Below are 18,930 nucleotides of genomic sequence, written 5' to 3' on the forward strand. Positions count from 1 at the left end.
CGTTTTTCGATCCGACGGAGGCAGCTCATGCGAATCGACGCACTCGACGGAAAGGATCTCGATTACTGGTGCGCACGCGCGTTGTGCGCCGATGACGAAGACACGCTGCGCTTCACGGCCGTCGCGCCGACCGTCGTCGTGACGGCCGCGTGCGACGCGTTCCGGCATCTCGACGCGCCGTTCGCGCCGTCGGCATCGTGGGCCGACGCGGGCGCGGTGCTCGATCGCGTGGAGGACCTGCGGATCGCCCGCCACGGCGACGACGTCGAATGCGACGCGACCTTCGTCGACGGCCCGTCGACCTGCGGCGCGCGCGGCCGCGATGCGCGCGTGGCGCTGCTGCGCGCGTTCGTGCGCGCGCGCTTCGGCGACGAGGTAGACGAGCCGCCGTCGTTCCCGCACCGGATCGAACACGGCAAGGTGGTGCGGTATGACCCCGGCGTGCCGATTCCGACTTCGGACGACGATGCGGCGACGGGGGACAGTTCGGACATCCGCTCGGTGCCACGCATGTAGACCATGCGCGAGTCCGGCGGTCATGTAAAAACGACAGGCCCTTTCAGGCCGGCTTTCCGCACACGCCGTGCCCGCAGGGAATCGCGCAGCAGGCACGCAGATTGCGACGCACCGGCTTTACCGCTCGCGCCACCCGCTCACGCCACGCCATGGACTCCACACCGCCGTTCGCTCCGCACCTCTACTTCTGCGACGCCCGCCTCGTCGGACCGCTCGACGCCTGGCCGCAGACCTTCGCGCATATCGCGGGAATGGGCTTCGATCACGTGCTGGTCGGTGCGTTCTGGGCCGCGAGCGTCGCCGGCTTTCCGCGCCACGTCGCCGACTTCCGGCGGCCGGCCCAGTCGTTCGCGACCCGCGCGAGCGCGCTCGAAACCTTCTCGCGCCTCGCGCACCTGGCGAAGGGTCATGGGCTGCGCGTGCTGCTCGAAGTCGTCCCCGATCGCATCGCGCGCGAGAACCCGCTGCGCGCCGAGCATCCGGACTGGTACGTCGAGCGCGCGTACGACGACGCGTTGATCGACCCGCGCGGCGCCGCGCATGCGCTCGACCTCGCGCATGCGAACGCCGGCGACGAAACGGTGCGCGACGCGCTGTCGGCATGGTGGTGCGTGCATCTCGCGACGTTCGCCGACGCGGGCGCGGCCGGCTTCCTGATCGACGCGCCGCATCATCTGCCGGCCGACTGGTGGCCCGGCTGGCGCGCGGCGCTGCGCCGGGCGCGCCCGGACGTCGCGGTGCTCGCGGGCGTGCCCGGCCATGCGCGCGACGCGCTCGCGCAGCTCGAAGCGGCCGGGTTCGACGCGGTGTTTTCATCGGTGCGCTGGTGGGACCTGCGCGCGCCGTGGTTCGCGGACGAACACCGGCTGCTGCGACGCATCGGCGCGCCGATCGCGTTTCCCGATGCGCCCGACGGCCCGCGTCTCGCCGACGACTGGCCAGACGCGCCGGACGACACCGTCGCCCGCGCGTATCGCCGCGCGCTGTGGACAGCGGCGGCCGTCGGCACCGGCTGGCTCGTGCCGATGGGTTTCGAGCGCGGCGTGACGGTGCCGCTGATGGCGCGCGACGCGGATGCCGCGCGCTACCGCGCCGCATTCGAGCACGCCCGTTTCGACCTGTCGGGCGCGCTCGCCGATGCGAACGCATGGCGCCGCGCGACGCCCGTCGCCGCGGCGCGCGGCGAGATCGTGCAACTGAGCGCGCCGGGCGCGGGCGCGACCGCGCTGCTGCGCGGCACCGGGCCGTCGCTCGAACACGATGACGCGGCGTTGCTGATCGCATTGAATCCCGATCTCGACGCACCCGCCACGGTCGACCCCGCGACGATCCTGCCCGGCGTGCCGGGCGGCTTCACGCGCGTCGCCACGCAGGCCGGCGCGCACACGCAGCCGCCGGCCGCGCTCGAGTCGTTCACGCTCGCGCCCGGCGCGTATGCGTTGCTGCATGCATGGCGGGCGCCGCCCATCACGACGCGCGCCGACGCCGCCCGCGAGCGCACCGCGCTGTCGGCGGCGCTCGCGGCCGACCGGATCGCGATCGAGCGCGTCGAGCCGTCGGTCGACGACGGCCGCTTCGCGATCAAGCGCGTGATCGGCGAGCCGCTCGTCGTGAGCGCATCGATCTTCACCGACGGGCACGCGCATCTGGCGGCCGTGCTGCAGTGGCACGCCGCGGGCGACGACGAATGGCGCGAAGTGCCGTTCGAAGCCGAGCCGAACGATCGCTGGCACGCGTGCGTCACGCTCGACCGGCTCGGTCGCCATGAATTCCGCGTGGTCGCATGGCGCGACGACTGGGCGTCGCTCGTCACCGACATCGCGAAGAAGCGCGCGGCCGGCCAGGACGTGACGCTGGAGGTGCGCGAAGCGCAACTGCTGCTCGCGACCGCGCTGAAGCTCGCCGAGCCGGCCGACCCGCGCGCGGTCACGCGGATGAAACAGTTCGTCGCGGAACTCAAGGACGCGTCGCCCGACGACCGCCTCGCGCTGATTGGCGGGTCCGCGCTCGCCGATGCATTCGCGGCGCTGCGCTACCGCCCGTTCGTCACGCACGACGCGACGATCTACCCGGTCGACGTCGAACGCCGCAAGGCACGCTTCTCGAGCTGGTACGAGATGTTTCCGCGCTCGGCCAGCGACGATCCGCACCGGCACGGCACGTTCGACGACGTGATCGCGCATTTGCCGCGCATCCGCGACATGGGTTTCGACGTGCTGTATTTCCCGCCGATCCACCCGATCGGCACGTCCGCGCGCAAGGGTCGCAACAACAGCCTGACCGCCGGCCCCGACGACGTCGGCAGCCCGTACGCGATCGGCTCGCCCGACGGTGGCCACACGGCCGTGCATCCGCAGCTCGGCACGCTCGACTCGTTCCGTGTGCTGGTCGACGCCGCGCGCGGGCACGGGCTCGAGATCGCGCTCGATTTCGCGATCCAGTGCTCGCCCGATCACCCGTGGCTCGCCGCGCATCCCGGCTGGTTCGCGTGGCGGCCCGACGGCTCGCTGCGCTTCGCGGAAAATCCGCCGAAGCGCTACCAGGACATCGTGAACCCCGATTTCTACGCGCCGGACGCGCTGCCCGACCTGTGGCTCGCGCTGCGCGACGCGGTGCTGTTCTGGGTCGACGCGGGCGTGCGGATCTTCCGCGTCGACAACCCGCACACGAAGCCGCTGCCGTTCTGGGCGTGGATGATCGACGACGTGCGCGGCCGGCATCCGGACGTCGTATTCCTGTCCGAGGCGTTCACACGGCCGGGGATGATGTATCGCCTCGCGAAAGTCGGCTTCTCGCAGTCGTACACGTACTTCACGTGGCGCGAGTCGAAGCGCGACTTCATCGACTACCTGACCGAGCTGACGGCCGGGCCCGCGCGCGAATTCTTCCGGCCGAACTTCTTCGTCAACACGCCCGACATCAACCCGCGCCACCTGCAGAACGCGCCGCGCTCGCAGTTCGTGATCCGCGCGGCGCTCGCGGCGACGCTGGCCGGCTCGTGGGGCCTGTACTCGGGCTTCGAGCTCGGCGAATCGGCGCCGCTGCCGGACAGCGAGGAATACGCGGATGCCGAGAAATACGAGCTGCGCGCGCGCGACTGGAGCAAGGCCGCGCATATCGGCACGGAAATCGCGCGGCTGAACCGCGCGCGCCGCGATCACCCCGCACTGCAGACGCATCTCGGTCTCACGTTCGTCGACGCCGACAACGACTCGGTGCTCGTGTTCATGAAGGCGACGCCCGCGTTCGACAGCGTGGTAATCGTCGCGATCAGTCTCGACCCGTGGCATCCGCAGGCCGCGAACTTCACGCTCGATGCGGCGCTGTGGCGCGGCCTCGGGCTGGCCGACGGCGAACCGCTCGATGCGCTCGAACAGGACGCCGCGCACGCGCAAACCTGGCGCGGCCATCGCCAGTACGTGTCGCTCGATCCGCACGTGCGGCCGTACGCAATCTGGCGGCTCGCGCCGTCTCCGGGCGCCGCGCGGGCGGCCGCGCCCGAACCGGATCCCGCCCGCCGCCCTTCGGGAGCGCATGCATGATGAAACGCGAAGATTCCCTCGACGACGTGCGCCGCGCGCAATTCCCGTCGCTCGCGCCGGCCGGCACGCCGCGCCGGCGCCGCGCGCGCCGCCGCGAACCCGCGCTCTGTGCGGACGATCCGCTGTGGTACAAGGACGCGATCATCTACCAGGTGCACGTGAAGTCGTTCTTCGACTCGAACAACGACGGCATCGGCGATTTCCCCGGCCTGATCGCGAAGCTCGACTACATCGCCGAACTCGGCGTCGACACGATCTGGCTGCTGCCGTTCTATCCGTCGCCGCGCCGCGACGACGGCTACGACATCGCCGACTACCGCGACGTGCATCCCGACTACGGCACGCTGGCCGACGTGCGGCGCTTCATCCGCGAAGCGCATGCGCGCGGCATTCGCGTGATCGCCGAGCTCGTGATCAACCACACGTCGGACCAGCACCCGTGGTTCCAGCGCGCGCGCCGCGCGAAGCCGGGCTCCGCGCATCGCGACTACTACGTGTGGTCCGACACCGACACGAAATACGCAGGCACGCGGATCATCTTTCTGGATACCGAAACGTCGAACTGGACGCACGACCCGGTAGCCGGCCAGTACTACTGGCACCGCTTCTATTCGCACCAGCCGGACCTGAACTTCGACAACCCGGCCGTCGTGCGCGAGGTGATCCAGGTGATGCGCTTCTGGCTCGATCTCGGCATCGACGGGCTGCGGCTCGACGCGGTGCCGTACCTGGTCGAGCGCGAAGGCACCAACAACGAGAACCTGCCGGAGACGCACGCGATCCTGAAGCGGATCCGCGCGACGATCGACGCCGAGTATCCGAACCGGATGCTGCTCGCGGAAGCGAACCAGTGGCCGGAAGACGTGCAGGAATACTTCGGCAACGAGGACGAATGCCACATGGCGTTCCACTTCCCGCTGATGCCGCGCATCTACATGTCGATCGCGAGCGAGGATCGCTTCCCGATCCTCGACATCATGCGGCAGACGCCGGCGCTCGCGCCGAGCAACCAGTGGGCGGTGTTCCTGCGCAACCACGACGAGCTGACGCTCGAGATGGTCACCGATTCGGAACGCGACCTGCTGTGGCAAACCTATGCGAGCGACCGCCGCGCGCGGCTGAACCTCGGCATCCGGCGCCGGCTCGCGCCGCTGATGGAGCGCGACCGGCGCCGCATCGAGCTGATCAATTCGCTGCTGCTGTCGATGCCCGGCACGCCGGTGATCTACTACGGCGACGAGCTCGGGATGGGCGACAACATCCACCTCGGCGATCGCGACGGCGTGCGCACGCCGATGCAGTGGTCATCGGACCGCAACGGCGGCTTCTCGCGCGCCGATCCCGAACTGCTGGTGCTGCCGCCGGTGATGGGCTCGCTGTACGGCTATGACGCGATCAACGTCGAGGCGCAGACGCGCGACCCGCATTCGCTGCTGAACTGGACGCGGCGCATCCTCGCGACGCGCCGCGCGTCGCAGGCGTTCGGGCGCGGCACGATCCGCTTCCTGCGCCCGGACAACCGCAAGGTGCTCGCGTACCTGCGCGAGCTGGACGGCCACGAACCGGTGCTGTGCGTCGCGAACCTGTCGCGCGCGTCGCAGGCCGTCGAACTCGACCTGTCCGAATTCGCGGGCCGCGTGCCGATCGAGATGACGTCCGATTCGCCGTTCCCGCCGATCGGCCAGCTCCCGTATCTCCTCACCTTCCCGCCGTACGGGTTCCTGTGGTTCGTGCTCGCCGAGCATGGCCGCGAGCCGTCGTGGCGGCAGCCGCATGCGGAGCCGCTGCCAGAATACGTGACGCTCGTGATGCGGCGCGGCGATACGCGGCCGGACGTCTCGCAACTGCATGCGCTCGCGCACGACGCGCTCGCGTCGTGGCTCGCGCGGCGGCGCTGGTTCGCATCGAAGGATCGCAAGATCGGCGACGCGTGGCTGAACGTCGTCACCCCGATTCCGGACGAGCCGTTCCAGTACGCGGAGGCGTGGGTGTCCGCAAGCGACGGCCGCGTCGAACGCTACGTGGTGCCGCTCGCGGCCGCGTGGGGTGGCGAGACGTCCCATCCGCTGTTCGCGCAACTGGCGCTCGCGCGCGTGCGGCGCGGCCATACGGTCGGCTATCTGACCGACGCGTTCGCGCTGCCGGCGTTCGCGCGCGGCATGCTGCGCAAGCTGCGCGACGGCGCGACGGTGCCGATGTCCGACGGCGGCCGGCTCACCTTTCTGCCGGAAGACGCGCTCGCCGGGCTCGACCCGGGCGACGACGCGGAAGTGCGCTGGCTCGCGGCCGAGCAGAGCAACAGCTCGCTCGTGATCGGCGACGCGATCGTGCTGAAGCTGGTGCGCAAGGTCGCGCACGGCATTCATCCGGAAGCCGAAATGAGCCGGCACCTGACGCGCATCGGCTATGCGAACACCGCGACGCTGGCCGGCGAAGTCGTGCACGTCGATCCGGACGGCACGCCGCATACGGTCGCGATCCTGCAGCGCTATGTCGACAACCAGGGCGACGCGTGGACGCGTTCGTTCGATTTCCTGCGGCGCGCGATCGACGAGCTCGCGCTGCCGGCCGCGGACGAAGGCGAGGCCGCCGAAACGGACGAGGAGCCCGACGCGCTGCTCGGCTACGCGGCGTTCGCGGGCATCATCGGCACGCGGCTCGGCCAGTTGCACGTCGCGCTCGCGCAGCCGTCCGACGATCCGGCGTTCGCGCCGGAGCGCGCGACGCCCGATCACGTCGACGGCTGGTGCGTGGACGCGATCGCCTCGTTCGAGCGCGCGCTCGACGTGCTGCGCACGCGGCTCGATGCGCTCGATCCGGCCACCCGTGCGTCGGCCGACGCGCTGCTCGCGTCGCGCGACGCGGCCGTCGAGGCGCTCGGCGAACTCGTGCCGCGCACGCTCGACGCGCAATGCACGCGGATTCACGGCGATTTCCATCTGGGCCAGGTGCTCGACGTGCAGGGCGACGCACTGCTGATCGACTTCGAAGGCGAACCGGCGCGTGCGCTCGAACGGCGTCGCGCGAAATCGCATCCGCTGCGCGACGTGGCCGGCCTGCTGCGCTCGCTGTCGTACGTGAGCGCGACCGCGCAGTTCGCGATCGAAAAAGCGCCGCCGCAGGCGGCCGGCCGCAAGCGCGCGCTGTTCGACCGCTTCGGGCAGGCCGCGGCCGACCGCTTCGTCGAATGCTATCGCGCGGCCACCGACCACGCGCCCGCGCGCTTCGTCGATCCGCACTACGCGGACCGCCTGCTGGCGCTGTTCCTGATCGACAAGGCGTCGTACGAGCTGTGCTACGAAGCCTCGAACCGGCCCGACTGGCTGAGCGTGCCGGTCGGCGGGCTCGCGGCGCTGGTCGACCGGCTGCTCGGCGACGGCGTGCTGCCCGACGACGGAGGACACCCATGACCGACACGCTGTTCGCGCGCGCGGATATCGACGCGCTGCTCGCCGGCCGCCACCCCGACCCGTTCGCGTGCCTCGGCCCGCACGAACAGGCTGACCAGGTCGTCGTGCGGGCACTGTTGCCCGGCGCCGAGCGCGTGCGTGCGCTGTCGCCGAACGGCGCCGAACTCGGCGCGCTCGCGTGCGTCGATCGCGCCGGCTGCTTCGCGGGGACGATCGCGCGCGACGGCGGCTCGCCACACTATTTGCTCGCGATCGACTGGCCGAACGCGCATCAGGTGACCGACGACGCATACGCGTTCGGCACGCTGCTCGACGAAGCGGCGCTCGCGCGCTTCTCGGCCGGCGATCCGGAAGCCGTGCTCGACTGCCTCGGCGCGACACCGGTGCGCATCGACGATACCGACGGCGTGCGTTTCGCGGTGTGGGCGCCGAACGCTCAGCGCGTATCGGTGGTCGGCGATTTCAATGCATGGGACGGGCGCCGCCATCCGATGCGACTGCGGCGGCCGTCGGGCGTGTGGGAGCTGTTCGTGCCGGGCATCGGCCCGGGCGAACGCTACAAGTACGAACTGCGCGCACCCGACGGGCGCGTGCTGCCGCACAAGGCCGATCCGTGCGCGCGGGCGACCGAGGCGCCGCCGCGCACGGCGTCGGTGGTCGCGGACGTCGCGGCGCTCCACGCATTCGCGTGGCACGACGACGGCTGGATGCACGCGCGGCCGCGTAATGATCGCTACCGCGTGCCGTGGTCGATCTACGAGGTGCATCCGGAATCGTGGCTGCGCATCCCCGAACAGATGGAACGCAGCGCGACGTGGGACGAACTCGCCGAGCGGCTGATTCCGTACGTGAAGGGCATGGGCTTCACGCACGTCGAGTTCATGCCGATCGCCGAATACCCGTTCGGCGGCTCGTGGGGCTACCAGCCGCTCGCGCAGTTCGCGCCGTCCGCGCGCTTCGGGCCGGTCGACGGCTTCGCGCGCTTCGTCGATCGCGCGCACGCGGCCGGCATCGGCGTGCTGGTCGACTGGGTGCCCGCGCATTTTCCGAACGATGCGCACGGGCTCGCGCAATTCGACGGCAGCGCGCTGTACGAGCATGCCGATCCGCGCGAGGGGATGCATCCCGACTGGAACACCTGCGTGTTCAACGTCGGGCGCACCGAGGTCAGCGCGTTCCTGGTCGCATCGGCGCTCGCGTGGGCGCGCCGCTATCACGTCGACGGCATCCGCGTCGACGCGGTCGCGTCGATGCTGTACCGCGACTATTCGCGCAAGGCAGGCGAATGGGTGCCGAACGTGTACGGCGGCCGCGAGAACCTCGAATCGGTCGCGTTCCTGCGCCGGCTGAACGACACGCTGCACGGTGACGCCGCGCCGGCCGGCGTCGTCACCGTCGCGGAGGAATCGACCGCGTGGCCGGGCGTCACCGCGCCGACCGCCGACGGCGGGCTCGGCTTCGACTTCAAGTGGAACATGGGCTGGATGCACGACACGCTCGCGTATCTGCACGAAGACCCGATCCACCGCCGCTATCACCACGACCGGATGACGTTCGGGCTCGTATACGCGTTCTCCGAACGCTTCGTGCTGCCGCTGTCGCACGACGAGGTCGTGCACGGCAAGGGCTCGCTCGTCGCGAAGATGCCCGGCGACGCGTGGCAGCGGCTCGCGACGCTGCGCGCGTATTTCGGCTTCATGTGGGCGCATCCCGGCAAGAAGCTGCTGTTCATGGGCAGCGAATTCGCGCAATGGGCGGAGTTCGCGCACGATGCGACGCCGCATTGGGACTTGCTCGACGCGCCCGCGCATCGCGGCGTGCAGCGGCTGGTGCGCGATCTCAACCGCGCGTATGCGGCCGAACCGGCGCTGCATGCGCTCGACTGCCACGCGGCCGGGTTCTCCTGGCTGATCGGCGACGACCGCGACAACAGCGTGTTCGCGTTCGCGCGCCGCGACGATGCGGGGCATCTGGTCGTCGCCGTCTGCAACTTCACGCCCGTGCCGCGCGCCGGTTACCGGCTCGGGCTGCCCGCGCCCGGTCATTGGCGCGAACTGATGAACACCGATGCCGCGACGTACGGCGGCACCAACGCCGGCAACGACGGCGCCGTATGGGCCGAAGCCGTGCCCGCGCACGGCGAAGCGTGGTCGGCGACGTTGCGCCTGCCGCCGCTCGCGACGCTGTGGCTGACTCCCGCCTGATCACTCACCTCCCCGATACGGAGATCCACCCCCATGCCGACCGCCCTGCCCGACCGTCTCGAACCCGGCCGCAGCTACCCGCTCGGTGCGACCTGGGACGGCCTCGGGACCAACTTCGCGGTGTTTTCCGCGCACGCGCACCGGATTCAGCTGTGCGTGTTCGATCCGACCGGCCGCAAGGAACTCGCGCGCCTCGATCTGCCCGAATGCACCGACGAGGTGTGGCACGGCTATCTGCCGAACGCGCATCCGGGCACCGTGTACGGGTTCCGCGCGGACGGCCCGTACCAGCCGCAGCACGGCCACCGCTTCAATCCGACCAAGCTGCTGCTCGACCCGTACGCGCGCAAGCTGGTCGGCCAGTTCCGCTGGTCGGACGCGCTGTTCGGCTATCGCGTGCATTCGAACCGGGCCGACCTGTCGATGGACCGCCGCGATTCGGCGCCCGCGATGCCGAAAGCCGTGGTCGTCGACGAAGCGTTCGACTGGAGCACCGACCGCCGACCGAACGTGCCGTGGCGCAGCACCGTGATCTACGAGACCCACGTGCGCGGCGCGTCGATGCGCCGCGCCGGGCTGCGCCCGCCGGAGCGCGGCACGTTCGCGTCGCTCGCGCATCCGGCGTTCGTCGATCACCTGCTGTCGATCGGCGTGACGACGGTCGAGCTGCTGCCGATCCATGCGTTCCTGCAGCAGCGCGAGCTCGTGAAACGCGGGCTGCGCAACTACTGGGGCTACGACACGGCCGCGTTCTTCGCGCCGGAGCCGTCGTACCTGACGACCCGCAGGCTCGACGAGATGCGTATCGCGGTGCGCCAGTTGCACGCGGCCGGCATCGAAGTCGTGCTCGACGTCGTCTACAACCACACGTGCGAAGGCAACCAGCTCGGGCCCACGCTGTCGTGGCGCGGCCTCGACAACGCCAGCTATTACCGGCTGCTGCCCGACGATCCGCGTTACCACGTCGACGAAACCGGCTGCGGCAACACGCTGAACATGTCGCATCCGCGCGTCGTGCAGATGGTGATGGATTCGCTGCGCTACTGGGCGACCGCGTTCAACGTCGACGGTTTCCGCTTCGATCTCGGCGTGACGCTCGGCCGCGAGGATCACGGCTTCGAGCCCGGCGCGGGGTTCTTCGACGCGTTGCGGCAGGACCCGGTGCTCGCGCAGCGCAAGCTGATCACCGAGCCGTGGGATCTCGGCCCCGGCGGCTATCAGCTCGGCCGCCACCCGCCCGGCTTCGCCGAATGGAACGACCGGTTTCGCGACACCGTGCGGCGCTTCTGGCGCGGCGACGCGGGGCAGCGCCCGGAACTGGCCGCGCGCCTGTCGGGCTCGGCCGACCTGTTCAATCACGGGCGGCGCCGCACGTGGGCGTCGGTCAATTTCGTCACCGCGCACGACGGCTTCACGCTGGCCGACCTCGTGTCGTATGCGGGCAAGCACAACGACGCGAACGGCGAGGACAACCGCGACGGCCGCGACGACAACTGCAGCGCGAACTGGGGCGTCGAAGGGCCGACCGACGACGCGAAGATCCGCGACGTGCGCTCGCGCGTCGCGCGCTCGATGCTCGCGACGCTGTTTACCGCGCTCGGCACGCCGATGCTCGTGGCCGGCGACGAATTCGGCCGCACGCAGCACGGCAACAACAACGCGTATTGCCAGGATAACGAACTGTCGTGGCTCGACTGGGAGCTGGCGCGCGGCGACGACGGCGTGCAGACGACGCGCTTCGTGTCGCGGCTCGCCGCGCTGCGGCGCATGTATCCGGTGATGTCGTCGCCGCGCTATCCGAACGGCGACCGCGACGGCGCGCCCGGCATGCGCGAGATCGGCTGGTTCGACGAACGCGGCGACGCGCTGACCGTCCCCGCGTGGGAAGACGGCGAACGCCGCGCGCTGACGATGCGGCGCGTCGGCACCGGCCGCACCGGACGCACCGAGGCGTTGCTCGTGATGCTGAACGCATCGGCCGAGACCATCACGTTCCTGCCGCCCGCGCCCGTGCTCGATTACCGGATCCTGCTCGACACCGCGACGCCCGACTCGGGCCCGCGCTCGTGGCCGGACGCCGGGCTCGACGTCGCCGCGCACGCGGCCGTGATCGCGGTCGCGGCCGTGCCACCCGACCTGTCTTCGTGAGGAGCCGCCATGACGTCCCGTTCCGCCCATTCGCCCGGCACGCACGCATACGCGTCGTCGTTCGGCGCGACCTGCCTCGATGCGGACCGCACGCGCTTCCGGCTGTGGGCGCCCGCGAGCCGCACGGCCGCCGTCGAACTGCAGGACGCGGGCGGCCGCGCGCTGCCGATGGCGCCGGCCGGCGACGGCTGGTTCGAGACGATCGCGCCGTGCGGCCCCGGCACGCTGTACCGCTACCTGCTCGACGACGCGCTCGCGGTGGCCGATCCCGCGTCGCGCTTCCAGCCGTATGACGTGCTGGGCCCGAGCCAGGTCGTCGATCCGGCCGCGTACCGCTGGCGTCACGACGCGTGGCGCGGCCGTCCGTGGCGCGAGACGGTGCTGTACGAGCTGCACGTCGGCGCATGCGGCGGCTACGCGGCCGTCGAACGGCGGCTGCCGGCGATCGCCGAACTCGGCGTGACCGCGGTCGAGCTGATGCCCGTCAATGCGTTCCCCGGCGCGCGCAACTGGGGCTACGACGGCGTGCTGCCGTTCGCGCCCGACGCGTCGTACGGGCGGCCCGAGGAACTGAAATCGCTGGTCGACACCGCGCACGGGCTCGGGCTGCAAGTGTTCCTCGACGTCGTGTACAACCACTTCGGCCCCGAAGGCAACCTGCTGCCGCGCTACGCGCCCGACTTCTTCCGCGCGGACCGGCAGACCGCGTGGGGGCCGGCGATCGACTTCTCCCGCCCGCAGACGAGCGCGTTCTTCATCGACAACGCGCTGTACTGGCTCGACGAATACCGTTTCGACGGGCTGCGCATCGACGCCGCGCATGCGATCGACGACGACGCGTGGCTGCGCGAACTCGCGCGCCGCGTGCGCGCGCACACGGGCGACGCGCGCCACGTGCATCTCGTGCTGGAGAACGAGCGCAATACCGCGAGCCTGCTCGGCCCCGGCGGCTTCGACGCGCAATGGAACGACGACTTCCACAACAGCGCGCACGTGCTGCTGACCGGCGAGCGCGACGGTTACTACCGCGCATACGCGGATGCGCCGCTGCGTCATTTCGCGCGCACGCTCGGCGAAGGCTTCGCGTATCAGGGCGAACCGTCGCCGCTGCACGACGGCGCCGCGCGCGGCGAGCCGAGCGCGCACCTGCCGCCGACCGCGTTCGTCGCGTTCCTGCAGAACCACGACCAGATCGGCAACCGCGCGTTCGGCGAACGGCTGCGCGCGCTCGCGAACGACGACGCGGTGCGCGCGGCCACCGCGCTGATGCTGCTCGCGCCGTCGATTCCGCTGCTGTTCATGGGCGAGGAAGACGGCAGCACGCAGCCGTTCCAGTTCTTCACCGACTATCGCGGCGCGCTCGCCGACGCGGTGCGCGAAGGCCGGCGTCGCGAATTCGCCGCGTTTCCCGCATTCGCCGACGCCGCGCATCGCGACGCGATTCCCGACCCGAACGACATCGCGACGTTCGTGCGCTCGTCGTCGCACCATCCGCCCGACGAGTCGTGGCCCGACGCGGCCGCGTGGCGGCGCTTCTACCGCAGCGCGCTGGCCGTGCGCGCGGCGCTCGTGACGCCGCACCTGGCCGATGCGCGCGCGCTCGGCGTCGACCTGCTCGCGGGCGACGGCGACCCGCCCGCGCTGGTCGCGCGCTGGCGCCTCGGCGACGGCAGCACGCTGACGATCGCGCTGAATCTCGGCTCGCACGACGCGACGCTGCCCGCGCTGCCGGTCGGCAAGATCGTGTTCGAGACGCCGCCGCGTGCGCGCGACCGGCTGCCCGGCGGGCACGTGCCGCCGCGCGCGTGCATCGCGTGGCGCGACGGCGCGGTCAACCACGATGCGCGGCAGCACCGCGCGAACGGACGGAGCCCTTCATGACGACCGACGTCCCGATCGCGGCGCTCGCCCGGGCGGCCGGCCTGGAACCCGACTGGACCGACTCGGGCGGCGTCGCGCGACGCGTGGACGACGATGCGCTCGTCGCGCTCGTCGATGCGCTCGGCTGGCCGTGCGGCACCGCGATCCAGCGGGTCGACAGCGCGGCGGCGCTCGCCGATGCGAACGCGGCGCCGCCGCGCGTCGTGACCGGTGACGCCGGCCTGCCGGTGACGCTGCCCGCGACCGTCGCGGCGCCGGGCGCGCGCTTCCGGATCTCGCTCGAAACCGGCGGGCACGTGGATGGCCGCGTGGGCGGCACGGGCGAACCCGGCACGCTGCCGCCGCTCGCGATGCCCGGCTATCACGCGCTCGACATCGGCGAGCAGCGTATCGGGCTCGCGATCGCGCCGCCGCGGGCGCGGCCGTTCGACGCGTTCGCCCGCGCCCACGACGCGGGCCGCCGCTGGGGCATTGCCGCGCAGCTCTACAGCCTGCGCCGCACCGGCGACGACGGCGCGGGCGACTACACGGCGCTCGCGCGACTTGCCGCACAGGCCGCGCGCCACGGCGCGCAGGCGGTGGCGATCAGCCCGACACACGCCGGCTATCCGGCGCTCCCCGCGCACGACAGCCCGTATTCGCCGTCGTCGCGACGCTGGCACAACGTCGCGTATCTCGACTGCGATGCGGTGCCGGGCGCCGATGTCGCGCGTCGGGCACCCGACGGCCCGGCCGATGCCGCGCTGATCGACTGGCCGCGCGTGCTGCCGGCGAAGCTGCGCCGTCTGCGTGCGTGCTTCGACGCATGGCGCGCGAGCGACGACCCGTCGCGCGATACGTTCCAGCGTTTTCGTGCGGCGGGCGGCGCGGCGCTCGACGCGCATGCGCGCTTCGATGCGCTGCAGGCATTCTGCATCGAGCACGGGATCGGCGCGGACTGGCGGCAGTGGCCCGCGCAATGGCGCATGCCGGGATCGGCGGAAGTCGACGCGTTCGCGCACGCGCATGCCGACACGATCGCGTTCCACACGTTCCTGCAATGGTGCGCGTCGCGCGCGCTCGGCGACGCGCAGCACGCGGCGCGCGGCGCGGGGATGGCGACCGGTCTGATCGCCGATCTCGCGGTCGGCTCCGATCGGGCCGGCAGCGACGCGTGGGCGCACGGCACGACGCTGCTGCGCGGCGTGTCGCTCGGCGCGCCGCCCGACCTGTTCAATGCGGCCGGCCAGGCGTGGGGCGTGACGACGTGGACGCCCGACGCGCTGCGCGCGGACGGCTTCATGCCGTTCATCGAACTGCTGCGCGCGGCGTTCGCGCACGCGGGGGGCATCCGCATCGATCACGTGCTCGGCTTCGCGCGGATGTGGATCGTGCCGGACGGCGGCCCGCCGCGCAGCGGCGCGTACCTGCGCTATCCGCTCGACGATCTGGTGCGGCTTGTCGCGCTGGAAGCGGCGCGTCATCGCGCGATCGCGATCGGCGAGGATCTGGGCACCGTGCCGGCCGGGTTGCGCGAACGGCTCGGCGCGCAGGGTGTCGCGGGCATGCGCGTGCTGTGGTTCGAGCGCGACGCGCACGGCGCGTTCCGGCCGCCGTCCGCGTGGGATCGCGACGCGATCGCGATGACGTCGACGCACGATTTGCCGACCGTGGCCGGCTGGTGGCGCGGCGTCGATCTCGGGTGGCGGCGCGTCGCGGCCGACGCCGAGGCCGCTAAGCGACGCGACGAAGCGCAATCGCGAGACGTCGCCGCTCCGGCGCCGGACGATGCGAGCGCGCACGATTCGGACGAGATCGTGCAAAGCATGGCGTTCGGACACGATACCGTGCAGCGCCCCGATTCGAATCGCGCGACGCCCCCGCCGCCGCCCGACCTGCTCGCCGCGCATGCGGAACGCGCGACCGAGCGCGCGGCGCTGTGGCACGCGCTGCAGCACGCCGGCTGCGCGCCGGCCGGCGCCGCGGTGCCGCCGGCCGACATGCCGCCGGTGAACGCGATCCTGGCCTACGTCGCGAGCAGCCCGTCGCCGCTCGCGCTGCTGCCGCTCGAGGATCTGCTCGCGCTCGACGCGCAGCCGAACCTGCCGGGGCCGCCGTGTGGCCATCCGAACTGGCGGCAGCGGCTGCCGCGCCCGATCGACACGCTGTTCGACGCCGACGTACGCACGCGCATCGCCGCGGTCGTGCAGGCGCGCCGCGCGCGGAGGCACGGCCCATGACCCCACGCGCGACGCTGCGACTGCAGCTGCATGCGGGCTTCACGTTCGACGACGCGGCCGCGCACGCCGACTACTTCGCGCGGCTCGGCGTCAGCCACCTGTACCTGTCGCCGGTGTCGACGGCCGAGCCCGGCTCGCTGCACGGCTACGACACCGTCGACCACGGCGCGCTCAGCGCGGAACGCGGCGGCGAAGCCGGTTTCATGCGGCTCGTCGACGCGCTGCGCGCACGCGGCCTCGGCATCATCATCGATATCGTGCCGAACCACATGGGCGTCGGCGGGTCGTCGAACGGCTGGTGGAACGACGTGCTCGAATGGGGGTCGGCGAGCCCGTACGCGCGCTATTTCGACATCGACTGGCATCCGCCCGACCCGGCGCTCGATGGCAAGGTGCTGTTGCCGTGCCTCGGCGCGCCGTACGGCGACGCGCTCGCGGCCGGCGACATCACGCTGCGCGCCGATCCGGCCGCGGGCCGCTTCTATATCGCATGCCCGGGGCGGCGGCTGCCGGTCGCCGCCGCCACCTACGCGGAGATCCTGCGCATCGCGAATCGCGCGGACCTGAACGCGCTCGCCGAGCGCTTCGACGTCGCGCCGATCCGCGACAGCGCGCGGCTGGCCGCCGCCCATGCGGCGCTGCGCGACCATGCGGCCGCGCACGGCCCGCATGCGCTCGATGCGGTATTGCGCGGCGCCGATCCGCGCCGCGCACGCTCGCGCGCGTGCCTGCATCACTTGCTCGAACGCCAGCACTACCGGCTCGCGTGGTGGCGCACGGCCGCCGACGAGCTGAACTGGCGGCGCTTCTTCGACATCGCGACGCTCGCGGCCGTGCGCGTCGAAGACGAGGCGGTATTCGACGCCGTGCATGCGCTGCCGCTGCGCCTGCATGCGGCCGGGCTCGTCGACGGCGTGCGCGTCGATCACGTCGACGGCCTCGCCGATCCGCGCGCGTATTGCCGTCGGCTGCACGCACGGCTCGCCGCGCAGCGCGACGCGCGGCCCTATATCGTCGTCGAGAAGATCCTCGCGCCCGGCGAAGCACTGCGCACCGACTGGGCCGTCGACGGCACCACCGGCTACGACTTCATGAACGACGTTGGCGCGCTGCTGCACGACCCGGCCGGCGCCGAACCGCTCGCCGCGCACTGGGCGGCCGTATCGGGTTCCGCGCGCACGTTCGCGCAGGAAGCGCTCGACGGCAAGCGGCGCGTGCTGATGCGCCAGCTCGCCGGCGAGCATGCGCGCGTCGCGCGGCGGCTGCACGGGATTGCGCGGGCGTCGCCCGCGACGCGCGACATCAGCCTGATCGCGATCCGGCGCGTGCTCGGCGAACTCGCGATACGGCTGCCCGTGTACCGGATGTATCCGGCGCGGGGCGCCGAACCGGCCGACGTCGACCGCCGCGTGCTCGCGCACGCGTACGACGGTGCTTGCGCGACGGTCGATCCGACCGACCGCTTCGCGCTCGAGCGTGTCGCCGCGTGGCTCGGCTTGCCGGTCGTGCGCGTGCCGCGCGTGGACGCCGATGCGCTGGTCGCCGCGCGTGTCGCGTTCGCGCAGCTCACCGCGCCGCTGGCCGCGAAGGGCGTCGAGGACACGGCCAACTATCGCTACGGCCGGCTGCTGTCGCGCAACGAGGTCGGCGCCGATGCCGGCGACTTCAGCCTGTCGCGCGGCGCGTTCCATGCACGCAACCGGCGCCGCGCGCGCACCGCGCCGCACGGGCTCGTCGCGACGGCCACGCACGATCACAAGCGCGGCGAGGACGCGCGGGCGCGGCTCGCGGTGCTGAGCGAGGTGCCCGATGCGTGGCGCGCGGTGTCGCTCGACTGGTCGGCGCTGAATCAGCCGCATCGCGGCGGCGCGCACCGCGACCTCGCGTGGACGCCCGGGCCGGCCGCCGAGGCGATGCTGGTCCAGACGCTCGTCGGCTGCTGGCCGCCTGCGCTCGCCCCCGACGACGCGGCCGGCCTCGACGCGCTCGCGACGCGCGTCGTGCAATGGCAGACGAAGGCGCTGCGCGAAGCGAAGCAGTACACCGACTGGCTCGCGCCCGAGCCGGACTACGAGCAAAGCTGCGAAGCGTTCGTCCGCGCGATCCTGACGCCGCGCGGCGCGGGCGATTTTGCGCATCGGCTGCATGCGTTCGTCGCACGGATCGCGCCGGCCGGCGTCGTCAACAGCCTGACGCAAACGGCGCTGCGAATCGCGTCGCCCGGCGTACCCGATCTCTATCAAGGTAGCGAGTCATGGGATCACTCGCTCGTCGATCCGGATAACCGGCGCGACGTGCCGTTCGCGACGCTGGCGACCGAAGCGGTCGACGGGCCGGTTGCGTCGTATCTATCGACATGGCCCGATGCGCGCGTGAAGCGTGCGCTGATCGAGCGGATGCTGGCGCTGCGTGCGCGATGGCCGACGACATTTGCGGACGGCGCATACGTTCCGTTGCGGGTGCGTGGCACGCTCGCGCGGCACGCGGTGGCGTTCGCACGCTGCGATGACGCGGCGACCGTGGTGGTGATCGCGACTCGGCTCGCGTGCCGGTTGCTCGGCGAAGCGCCTGCGTTGCCGCGGGTGGAGCCTGCGCAATGGGGCGATACGGCGGTCGTGCTGCCGCGCGCCGTCGAAGGGCCGTGGGTCGACGGGTTGAATGCGGGGGACGCGCTCGATGCGCCGGAAGGGGTGCTGGCGCTCCATCGCTGTCTGGCCGAGTTGCCTGTGGCGGTGCTGGTCGCGGGGCGGAATGGTGGTTGAAGCCGACGCCCGGTTCGTGCCAGCCGCGAGTCACCGAAATCGATTTTGTGCAAAACGTGCCGTGAATAATCGATTTTGCACACGCGTCATCGAATTCACCCGAAACGCCCGATCGTAAGCGTCTTTGTGCAGTCAACGACGGGCGTCGGCAACCTCACGACCACTCTTCCGGCGGCATCTCGCCGCTATCGTCTTCCCACAGCGGTTTCCCCGCCTCCGCTCCACGGCTCGGCGTCACGGGCCCATTT

General features: G+C 71.6%; 8 protein-coding genes. All 8 read left to right on the forward strand.

The annotated features are described in order from the left end of the window. Window positions 1–27 precede the first annotated feature (27 nt). The 8 genes from GJG85_RS33535 (at window position 28) to treY (ending at window position 18,682) form a co-directional block, all read left to right on the forward strand. Window positions 28–516: a phage protein NinX family protein gene (locus tag GJG85_RS33535; protein ID WP_050013964.1), complete on the forward strand. Its 489-nt coding sequence runs from the start codon at window positions 28–30 to the stop codon at window positions 514–516. 149 nt (window positions 517–665) lie between these two features. Then, window positions 666–4,058, forward strand: coding sequence for a maltotransferase domain-containing protein (locus GJG85_RS33540; RefSeq protein WP_204384559.1), 3,393 nt, complete (start codon window positions 666–668; stop codon window positions 4,056–4,058). Beyond that, the gene (treS, locus tag GJG85_RS33545; RefSeq protein ID WP_204384824.1) at window positions 4,058–7,468 is read left to right on the forward strand and encodes a maltose alpha-D-glucosyltransferase; all 3,411 of its coding nucleotides are present in this window, start codon (window positions 4,058–4,060) and stop codon (window positions 7,466–7,468) included. Before GJG85_RS33540 ends, treS begins: the two co-directional genes overlap by 1 nt. Continuing rightward, entirely contained in the window at window positions 7,465–9,672 is a 2,208-nt protein-coding gene (glgB, locus tag GJG85_RS33550; protein ID WP_204384560.1) for a 1,4-alpha-glucan branching protein GlgB, read from the forward strand. Before treS ends, glgB begins: the two co-directional genes overlap by 4 nt. Before the next feature lie 33 nt (window positions 9,673–9,705). After that, window positions 9,706–11,820, forward strand: a complete 2,115-nt coding sequence (gene glgX, locus GJG85_RS33555; RefSeq protein ID WP_204384561.1) for a glycogen debranching protein GlgX — start codon at window positions 9,706–9,708, stop codon at window positions 11,818–11,820. A 9-nt stretch (window positions 11,821–11,829) separates the two neighbouring features. Next, the gene (treZ, locus tag GJG85_RS33560) at window positions 11,830–13,701 is read left to right on the forward strand and encodes a malto-oligosyltrehalose trehalohydrolase (protein ID WP_204384562.1); all 1,872 of its coding nucleotides are present in this window, start codon (window positions 11,830–11,832) and stop codon (window positions 13,699–13,701) included. Beyond that, window positions 13,698–15,920, forward strand: a complete 2,223-nt coding sequence (gene malQ, locus GJG85_RS33565; protein WP_204384563.1) for a 4-alpha-glucanotransferase — start codon at window positions 13,698–13,700, stop codon at window positions 15,918–15,920. Before treZ ends, malQ begins: the two co-directional genes overlap by 4 nt. Further along, entirely contained in the window at window positions 15,917–18,682 is a 2,766-nt protein-coding gene (gene treY / locus GJG85_RS33570) for a malto-oligosyltrehalose synthase (protein ID WP_204384564.1), read from the forward strand. Before malQ ends, treY begins: the two co-directional genes overlap by 4 nt. Window positions 18,683–18,930: the final 248 nt, after the last annotated feature.

This window comes from Burkholderia sp. MS389, from assembly GCF_016899425.1.
Classification (GTDB): Bacteria; Pseudomonadota; Gammaproteobacteria; order Burkholderiales; family Burkholderiaceae; genus Burkholderia; species Burkholderia sola.